The sequence below is a fragment of the Cupriavidus sp. 01L46 genome, assembly GCF_056399905.1.
Genome location: NZ_JBFTSF010000314.1, coordinates 1 through 6,600 on the forward strand (window position 1 = coordinate 1; position 6,600 = coordinate 6,600).

At 66.7% G+C, this 6,600-nt stretch carries 6 protein-coding genes; 1 reads left to right on the forward strand and 5 read right to left on the reverse strand.

The features are described 5' to 3' along the window. Positions 1–62 precede the first annotated feature (62 nt). The 5 genes from AC1DS3_RS32760 to AC1DS3_RS32780 all read right to left on the reverse strand — a co-directional run bounded on the left by AC1DS3_RS32760 (position 63) and on the right by AC1DS3_RS32780 (position 5,876). Positions 63–1,046, reverse strand: coding sequence for an ABC transporter ATP-binding protein (locus AC1DS3_RS32760; RefSeq protein WP_477128793.1), 984 nt, complete (start codon positions 1,044–1,046; stop codon positions 63–65). 91 nt (positions 1,047–1,137) lie between these two features. Continuing rightward, positions 1,138–2,220 (reverse strand): ABC transporter ATP-binding protein, encoded by a 1,083-nt coding sequence (locus AC1DS3_RS32765; protein ID WP_441630908.1) that lies wholly within the window; start codon positions 2,218–2,220, stop codon positions 1,138–1,140. Positions 2,221–2,227: 7 nt separating this feature from the next. Then, positions 2,228–3,115: an ABC transporter permease gene (locus tag AC1DS3_RS32770; protein ID WP_477128791.1), complete on the reverse strand. Its 888-nt coding sequence runs from the start codon at positions 3,113–3,115 to the stop codon at positions 2,228–2,230. 27 nt (positions 3,116–3,142) lie between these two features. Continuing rightward, positions 3,143–4,093 carry an ABC transporter permease gene (locus AC1DS3_RS32775; protein ID WP_183031677.1) on the reverse strand — a complete coding sequence of 317 codons (951 nt, stop codon included), beginning with the start codon at positions 4,091–4,093 and terminating at the stop codon, positions 3,143–3,145. A gap of 205 nt (positions 4,094–4,298) precedes the next feature. Next, on the reverse strand, positions 4,299–5,876 hold the full coding sequence (locus AC1DS3_RS32780) for an ABC transporter substrate-binding protein (RefSeq protein ID WP_477128794.1): 1,578 nt from the start codon (positions 5,874–5,876) through the stop codon (positions 4,299–4,301). Positions 5,877–6,178: 302 nt separating this feature from the next. On the opposite strand from AC1DS3_RS32780, the gene AC1DS3_RS32785 reads away from it, so the two are divergent. Then, positions 6,179–6,600 (forward strand): M20/M25/M40 family metallo-hydrolase (locus AC1DS3_RS32785; RefSeq protein WP_477128792.1); only part of this gene is annotated, 422 nt, incomplete at its 3' end.

Below are 6,600 nucleotides of genomic sequence, written 5' to 3' on the forward strand. Positions count from 1 at the left end.
GGATTGCACGGCATGCACTGCATGTGCCGACATGCCGCGGCGTCACGGCGGGTTGACAGCGCTTACGCCAGCGCCTCGGCATGGGCGACAGGCTCGCTGGCCAGCACACAGCTCACGCTATGCCCGCCACCCAGCGCGGTAGCCCCCGGCACCGCCTCCAGGCATTGCGCGCGCGCGTGCGGGCAGCGCGGGGCAAAGCTGCRGCCCGGCKGCAAGGCCGACAGATCGGGTGGCGAGCCGGCGATGGTCTGCAGCCGCTGGCCGCGGTCCATGCCGTGCTGGCGGCTTTGCAGCAGCGCCATCGTATAGGGATGGCGCGCGGCGCGCAGGATGGTACGGATCGGGCCTTCCTCGACGATGCGCCCGCCGTACATCACGGCGACGCGGTCGGCGATTTCCACAGCCGCGCCGATGTCATGGGTGACGAACACGATCGACAGGCCGAGCTCGCGTTGCAGCTCGCGCAGCAGGATCAGCACCTGGATCTGCACGGTGGCGTCCAGCGCGGTGGTCGGCTCGTCGGCCAGCAGGACCTTGGGGTTGGCCGACAGCGCCAGCGCGATCATGGCGCGCTGGCGCATGCCGCCGGACATTTCGTGCGGATAAGCCGCCAGGCGCCGCTCCGGGCTGGGAATGCGCACGGACTCCAGCGCGCGCAGCGCACGCTGGCGCGCCTCGGCCGCGGACACACGGGCGTGGGTGCGGATGCATTCGATGATTTGCTGGCCGATCGTGTAGACCGGGTCCAGCGCCAGCAACGGTTCCTGGAACACCATCGCCACCTTGCCGCCGCGCAGCCGGGCGAGGCCGCGGCCATCGAGGGCGGTGACGTCGGTGCCATCAATGCGGATCTCGCCTTCCATGCGGGTGCGGCGCGGCGGATGCAGGCGCATCAGCGCGCGCAGCGTCACGCTCTTGCCGGAGCCGGATTCGCCGATCAGGGCGAGCGTTTCGCCGGCCGCCACCTCAAGCGACACGCCACTGACGGCGCGAATGGTCTTGCCGCCGCCGGAGAAGGTCACGCGCAGGTCGCGCACCGACACCATGGGGGCGGCTGCCTGCGGTTCGGTGCTGTGGTTGGGTGCGGTCACGGGTACGTTCAGGGGTACGTTCACGGGTGCATTCACGATTTGGCCCTCAGGATGCTGCAACGAGCGGGCTGGCGGCCGCGGGCATCTGCCGGCTGTGGCCGCCGTCCGCGTTAGCCATCAGGCAGGCCACCGGATGCCCCGCCAGCGCTTCGGACAACTGCGGCGCACGGCGCGAGCAAATGTCCTCCGCCATGGCGCAGCGCGGATGGAAGGTGCAGCCGGATGGCGGGTTGATCGGGTTGGGCGGGTCTCCCGCCAGCGGCGCGACCTGGGTGCGGTGATCCGGGTCCATTGCCGGCATCGAGGCCAGCAGCGCACGCGTGTAGGGATGCGCGGGGTTGGCATAGAGCGTTTCGGTGTCACCCACTTCCACCACCTTGCCCAGGTACATCACCATCACGCGGTCGCACAGGTAGCGGATCACGTTCAGGTCGTGGCTGATGAACACGTAGGTGAGGTCGAACTCGGCCTTGAGGTCGAGCAGCAGGTTGAGCACCTGTGCCTCCACCGATTTGTCCAGCGCCGACACGGCTTCATCGAGGATCACCAGGCGCGGGCGCAGCACCAGCGCCCGCGCGATGTTCACCCGCTGGCGCTGCCCGCCGGAGAGCTCGTGCGGATAGCGCCCGGCAAAGCGCGCCGGCTCCAGGCCCACGCGGTCCAGCAGGGCACGTGCCCGCGCGCTGGCTTCGGCCGCGTCGATGCCGTGCACGCGCGCGGTAAAGGCGATGGATTCCTCGATGGTCAGGCGCGGATTGAGCGAGGAGTAGCTGTCCTGGAACACCATCTGCACCTGGCTGCGGTAGCGCTTCATCGGCAGCTGCGCCGATCCCACGCCCAGCGCATCGAAAATCAGCTCGCCGCTGTTTTGCGCGATCAACTGCATCAGCAGCCGCGCGGTGGTGGACTTGCCGCAGCCGGATTCGCCGACCACGCCCAGCGTTTCGCCCTTTCTCACCTCGAAGCTGACGCCGTCGACGGCGCGGACTTCGCCACCGCTGCGCCAGGGTAGTTTCGACTTGAGCGGGAAGTGCTTGATCAGGTCGCGCGCGATCACCAGCGGTTGCGCGGGGCCGCCGACATCGGTGTTGGCCAATGCATCGGGTACCGTGTCTTGCAAGGTTTCCATCATGGCATCAGTCCTTGATTTCCATCGCCGAGCGAATGCCATCGGCGAGCAGGTTGWAGGAGATCGAGGTCAGGAAGATCATGGCGCCGGGCAGGGCGGCAACCAGCGGCTGCGTATAGATCGCCGTGCGCAGCGTGTTAAGCATCAGGCCCCATTCCGGCTCGGGCGGCTTGACGCCGAGGCCGAGGAAAGACAAGCCCGAGGCCAGGATCATCGACACCGAGATCAGGCCGGTGGCGTAGACAAAGATCGGCCCCAGCACATTGTTGAGCACGTGGGCCCGCACGATGGTCAGCGACGACGCCCCCGAGGCGCGCGCCGCATCGACGAACTCGCGGTTGCGTACCTGCGTGGTCACGCTCTCCGCCACGCGCACGATCTGCGGCACGAACACGATGGTGAGCGACAGCAGTGCATTGCCGACGCCTGCGCCGAGCGTGCCCGACAGCGCGATGGCCAGCAGCACCGAGGGGAAGGCGTACAGGATGTCGACCAGCCGCATGATCACGGTATTGGTCCAGCCGCCGGCATAGCCCGCGACGATGCCCAGCGCGCTGCCGATCACAAAGGCGATCAGCACCGGCGTGATGCCCATGAACAGCGACAGGCGCGCGCCCAGCATCAGGCGGGACAGCAGGTCACGCCCCAGTTCGTCGGTGCCAACCAGGTAGTGCTCCGTGCCGATCGGCTTGAGGCGCTTCATGATCGAGGCGGCATACGGATCGGCCGGCATCAGCACGGGTGCGAAGATCGCCATCAACACCAGCGCCAGCAGGATCAGCGCGGCCAGCATGGCCAGCTTGTTGCGCAGCAGGCGTTTGCCCACCGTGGCCCAGTAGCCAGGCGAGCGCTGCACGACGGGCACAAGGGCGGGCTTTTTCAGAGTCATTTCCATGGGGGCTCCCGGGTTTCCTTGATGGCGTCAGTTGCGCTGGATGCGCGGGTCGAACAAGGTCTGCAGTGCATCGACCAGCAGGTTCAGCAGCACGAAGAACACGGCGAGCACGAGGATGGTTCCCTGCAGCAGCGGAAAGTCGCGCTGGAAGATCGCCGAGTTGAGCAGGAAGCCCGTGCCGGGCCAGGAGAACACCGTCTCGATCAGGATCGAGCCGCCGAGCAGGTAGCCGAGCTGCAGGCCCATTACCGACAGTGCGGTGGGCGCGACGTTCTTCAGCACATGGCGGAACACCGCCAGCTCCGACAAGCCGCGTGCCTTGAGGCCGACGATGAATTCGTTCGAGAGGATTTCAGCCACGAGCGCGCGGATGGTGCGCGCCACGATGCCCATCGGGATCACCGACATCGTCACCGCCGGCAGCACCATGTACTGGATATGCTCCCAGTTCCATGCCCAGTCGCTGGAGCCACCAGGGCCGGCGCCGGTGGCGGGCAGCCAGCCGAGGAACACGGAGAACACGATCACCAGCACCATGCCCAGCCAGTAGTGCGGCATGCTCACGCCGAAGACCGACAGGAAGGAGGCCGTGCGGTCCGCCGCGGAATCGCGGAAGTAGCCCGCCACGAAGCCGAACAGGCAGCCGAAGGTAAATCCGATCAGCGTGGCCACCGCGGCCAGCCGGACCGAGTTGATCACCGCCGTCATCACCTCGCTCATCACCGGGCGGTTGGTGGCGATGGACGTGCCCAGGTCGCCGTGCAGCGCGCGGGTGAGCCAGTGCAGGAATTGTTCGAGGAAGGGCTTATCGAAGCCATAGAGCGCGGTGAGCTGGCGGCGCAGATCCTCGGAGGCGTCGGGCGGCAGCACCGACACCAGCGGGTCGCCTGGCGCGATATGGACCAGCGAGAAGCAGAGCAGGGCGACCCCGAGCAGGATGGGGATCGCGTAGACGATGCGGCGGAGCAGGTAGAGCATGTTCGTGGCCGGGGGGGAGGCGAGCGTTGCCTGCCGTGGTTTCTCGGGGAGCCAGGCCGATGCATGCCGGCCTGGCATCTTCTGGATTGCGGTGCGCGTGGCCGGCCCGGGACCGGCCACGCGCGCTGGCCGCTTGGTGCACGGCCTAGTGCACGGCCTAGTGCACGGCTTAGTGCTCGGCTCAGTGCTCGGCGTGTAGCACGCCTCAGTCCATCGACATGGTGGCGATGTCGATAAACCAGCTCTGCGGCTGCACCACGCCCTTGACCTTCCTGGAGATCGCGCGTGGGCCTACGTCATGCGCGATCAGCACGAACGGCGCTTCTTCCACGATGCGGGCATGCAGCTTGGCCAGTGCCGTGTCGCGCGCCTTTTCGTCGAAGGATGTGCGCGCCGTTTCGATCAGCTTGTCGAACTCCGCGTTGCCGAAGTAGCCCCAGTTGTTCGAGACCGGGGGCTGCGTCTTGGTGCTGACAAAACGGACCATGGCAAAGAACGGGTCCATCGCCGCAAAGCTTACGTTGATGGCGTTGGCGCCATGCGCGCTCGGGTCCTTGGCGCCGATGCGCCAGTTGGTGAACAGCGTGTTCCACTCGACCACGTCAAAGTCGACGTCGATGAAGCACGCTTTCAGGTTCTGCTGCACATACTCGTTCATCGGCAGCGGCTGCATCTGGCCGGAGCCCGAGGCCGACACCTGCACCTTTACCTTCATCGGCTTGGCGGCCGAGTAGCCGGCCTCCTGCATCAGCTTGCGCGCGGCGTTGGCGTCGTACTTGATATCGAACGTGGGGTTGCCCCACCACGGGTTGCCCTTTTCGACGATGCCTTTGGATTCAGCCATGTAGCCGCCCAGCAAGGTCTTCAGGCCCTCGCGGTTCACGCACAGGTTGGCCGCCTGGCGCACGCGCTTGTCGAGCCAGGGCGATCCGGGCGCGAACGACAGCTGCCACGGCCACATATGCGGCTGGGCATTGGCGTAGACCTCAAAGCCGCGGCTCTTGATCTGCGCCACGGCATCCGGTGCCGGCGCCTCGATCCAGTCGACCTGGCCCGACAGCAGCGCGGCGGTGCGAGCGTTGGCCYCCGGCATCGGCTGCATCACCACCTTGTCGATCTTGGGCACGCGCTTGGCGTCCCAATACTGCGCGTTCTTGACCATCTCCAGGCGCTCGCGCGGCACGAAGCGGCTCATCTTGAAGGGACCGGTGYCCGAGGCATCGGCGGCAAAGGCCACCCAGGCTTGCTTGGAGCGCTCGGCCGGATCGCTCACCGAGGCCGGTACTGCTGCCAGCTTCTTGTCCCACTGTGTGGGCGAGGCCATGAACAGGTTGCTCAGGTTGTAGGGCAGGAAAGAGTCCGGCTCCGACGTAACCAGCTCCACCGTGAGGTCGTCGATCTTCTTGGCCGAGCGCAGCGTTGGCATGCGCGAGGCGGTCACGCCAACCTGGCTGGGGTCGAACTGCCTGGCGGTCTTGTCGAGCACCTTGCCCACGTTCCACACCACGGCGTCGGCGTTGAACGGCGAGCCGTCATGGAATTTCACGCCGGGGCGCAGCTTGAAGATCCACCTGGTCTTGTCCTTGGCATCGACCTTCCATTCCGTGGCGAGGTCGGCAATCAGCAGGCTGGGGCCGTTGGCCTTGGACAGGTCCCACTGGGTCAGCCCGTCGTACATCGGGATGCCGGTGAAGCGGTTGCCTTCGAAGCCCTGGTCGGGCTGGCCCAGCGTGCGCGGGATGTCCGCGGCGGTCATGCCGATGCGCAGCACCTTCTCGGCCATCGCGGTGCCCGGCAAGGCGAGGATCGAGACGGCGGTGATCGCTGCAGCGGCGGCGATGGACTTCAGGCCGGGTTTCACGCTTCTTACTGAGTCGGAAGAGAAAACGGTCACGGGCAAAGCTCCTGGGTGGGGGGAAGGGGAGACGGGAGCAGTTAAGCAAGTCATATGCCAGTGCCTATGCCAGTGCCTATGCCAGTACCGATGCCTGAGCCTGTGCCCGAGCGTTGTGCCGCTGGTGTTCTTGCCATGGCCTGTTTTTTGCTGACTTCCCTGTCTGACTCCCAACCAACCGGCTTCCCGACATGGATCAGCAACACCTTCCCCGCATCAACGCAGCACGCCTGTGGCAATCGCTGATGGACCTCGCGCAGATCGGCGCCACGCCCAAGGGCGGGGTGTGCCGCATCGCGCTGACCGAGCTGGACCGCCAGGGCCGCGACCTGGTGGTCGGCTGGTGCCGCGAGGCCGGGCTCGACGTGCGCACCGACGAGGTAGGCAACGTGTTCGCGCGCCGTGCCGGCAGCGATCCCCATGCGGCCGCGGTGGCCACCGGCAGCCACATCGACACCCAGCCCTCGGGCGGCAAGTTCGACGGCAACTTCGGCGTGCTGGCTGGCCTGGAGGTCATGCGCACGCTCAACGACCTGGGCATCGTCACCCGCGCGCCGCTGGAGCTGGCGTTCTGGACCAACGAGGAGGGCACCCGCTTTACCCCCGTGATGAT

Bases quoted from the DNA above. Each gene is read 5' to 3' on its own strand.
- AC1DS3_RS32765 (WP_441630908.1), bottom strand. From the start codon at position 2,220: ATGGAAACCTTGCAAGACACGGTACCCGATGCATTGGCCAACACCGAT.
- AC1DS3_RS32775 (WP_183031677.1), bottom strand. From the start codon at position 4,093: ATGCTCTACCTGCTCCGCCGCATCGTCTACGCGATCCCCATCCTGCTC.